At 73.3% G+C, this 2,339-nt stretch carries 1 protein-coding gene and 1 pseudogene; one reads left to right on the top strand and one right to left on the bottom strand.

Annotated elements, in window-relative coordinates; translation table 11 throughout:
• Positions 1–283: 283 nt before the first annotated feature.
• On the bottom strand, positions 284–1,240 hold the full coding sequence (locus AC0CYZ_RS13185) for a heme o synthase (protein ID WP_472215984.1): 957 nt from the start codon (positions 1,238–1,240) through the stop codon (positions 284–286).
• 478 nt (positions 1,241–1,718) lie between these two features.
• On the opposite strand from AC0CYZ_RS13185, the pseudogene AC0CYZ_RS13180 reads away from it, so the two are divergent.
• Positions 1,719–2,339: pseudogene (locus tag AC0CYZ_RS13180) on the top strand (transketolase); the annotation flags it as partial.

Raw genomic sequence — 2,339 nt, 5'->3', positions numbered from 1 at the left:
CGGCGCTCCCGGGCGGCCTTGATCAGGGGTACACCAGGCACCTCCGGTGGGCGCCAGACCTGCGCCGGGGGCCCCTCGCCAACGGTGGGGGACGCGTGCCCGCGGCCGCCCCCCATCCCACTGATCAGGGGCACAGGAGGCAGCCGCGGCGGGTGCCAGGCATGCGCACAGTGCCCCTCAAGGCCGGCGCTCCTGGGCGGCCTTGATCAGGGGCACGAGAGGCAGCCGCAGCGGCCGCCGGACCTGCGCACAGTGCCCCTCGCGAAGCTCGGGCCGAGCGGACCTAGAAGGGCCACCCGAACGCGGGCCAGCCGAACGCCGAGTCCACCGCCACCGCCACGAACAGCCCCGTGAGGTAGGTGTTGGACAGGTGGAAGAGCCGCATCGAGTTGACGACCTCGTCGCGGTGCACGGCCCGGTCCAGCCGGTGCGCGGCGACGAGGAACCAGGCCCCGCCCACCACGGCCGTCGCGAGGTAGATCCACGACGTCGCGGGGACCAGTAGGGCCGACCACGCCACCATCGCCCACGCGTAGAACACGATCTGCCGCGAGACCCGCTGCGGCGAGGCCACCACCGGGAGCATCGGCACCCCGGCCGCGGCGTACTCGTCGCGATAGCGCATCGCCAGCGCCCAGAAGTGCGGCGGCGTCCAGAAGAAGATGATCCCGAAGAGGACCAGGGCCGGCCAGCCGACCGAGCCCGTCACGGCCGCCCAGCCGATCACCACGGGCATGCAGCCGGCGGCGCCGCCCCAGACGATGTTCTGCGAGGTCCGGCGCTTGAGCACCAGCGTGTAGACGACGATGTAGAACGCGATCGCGGCGACCGAGAGGCCGGCCGCGACCCAGTTCGCCGTCAGACCGAGCCACACCGCCGACGCGGCCCCGAGCACCAGGCCGAACACCAGCGCGTGGGAGCGGGGGACCGCGGCGCGCGCGAGCGGCCGCTTGCGGGTCCGGGCCATCTTCGCGTCGATGTCGGCGTCGATCACGCAGTTGAGGGCGTGCGCGCTGGCCGCGGCCGCCGCCCCGCCGAGCAGGACGGCGAACACCAGCCACAGCGAGGGCACGGCGCGCTGGGCGAGCATCATCGCGGGCACCGTGACCACGAGCAGTTGCTCGATGATCCGGGCCTTCGTCAGCGCCAGGTACGCCCGGACGGTCGAGACCGAGCGGGCCCACAGCCCGCCGAGCCAGGTCCGGTCCCCCGTCGGCGCCGGACCGACCGCCGTGCTCACCCGATCACCCGGTCCTCTCACGCGTCTGCCGGCGCCGCTCGGGGAGTCCCCGGCCGTCGCCTCCTACAGGCTGTCGTCGATGCAGTCTGCACCCCGGGCGTCCGTCGCGCTCGCCCGGCCCCGGTGTCGCGCGGCCCTGAGCGAGCGGGTTCACACACGGGCGCGCCCCCGCCCGCGGTGGACAGGTGCGGAATCCTATGCGCGGGTGTCCGCGCGCGTGGGAACGGGTAGACGCCCACCGGCATCCGACGGTGCAGCCAGCGGCCACCTCGGCGTGGCAACATTGGGACCGACGGGCCTTCGGGATCGATCCAGCTACCTCTCGGCGGACCACACCCCGGGCGGCCCACCGATGTGGCCGAGGGACCAGGGAGCTGCGGACCCGCGCCGCGGCTCACGACGCGACAGCAGGGAGATCACGTTCGTGACCACGACCGACGTGGACAGCACCCGCCCGGCGAGTGAATCGCCTGACGAGATCGCCGCCCTCACCACCCCGCACCGTCCCGACGACTGGTCGGACCTCGACCAGCGCGCCGTGGACACGATCCGCGTGCTCGCGGCCGACGCGGTGCAGAAGGTCGGCAACGGCCACCCCGGCACGGCGATGGCGCTGGCCCCGCTGGCGTACACCCTGTTCCAGCACACGATGCGGCACGACCCGGCCGACGCCGACTGGCCCGGTCGCGACCGGTTCGTCCTCTCCGCGGGCCACTCCAGCCTGACGCTGTACATCCAGCTCTTCCTGTCCGGCTACGGCCTGGAGATGGAGGACCTCGAGCAGCTGCGGACCTGGGGCTCGCGCACGCCGGGCCACCCCGAGCACGGCTACACCACCGGCGTCGAGATCACGACCGGGCCGCTCGGACAGGGCCTGGCCGCCAGCGTCGGCATGGCGATGGCCGCCCGCCGGGAGCGCGGGCTGTGGGACCCGGACGCCGCGGAGGGCGAGAGCCCGTTCGACCACTTCATCTACGTCATCGCCTCCGACGGCGACATCGAGGAGGGCGTGACGGCCGAGGCGAGCTCGATCGCCGGCCGCCAGCAGCTCGGCAACCTCGTCGTCTTCTACGACGACAACCACATCTCGATCGAGGAC

It is taken from the genome of Actinomycetospora sp. (assembly GCF_055612215.1).
The sequence above is the reverse complement of the archived record's forward strand: the minus strand, read 5'-3'. Positions and strand labels throughout refer to the sequence as shown.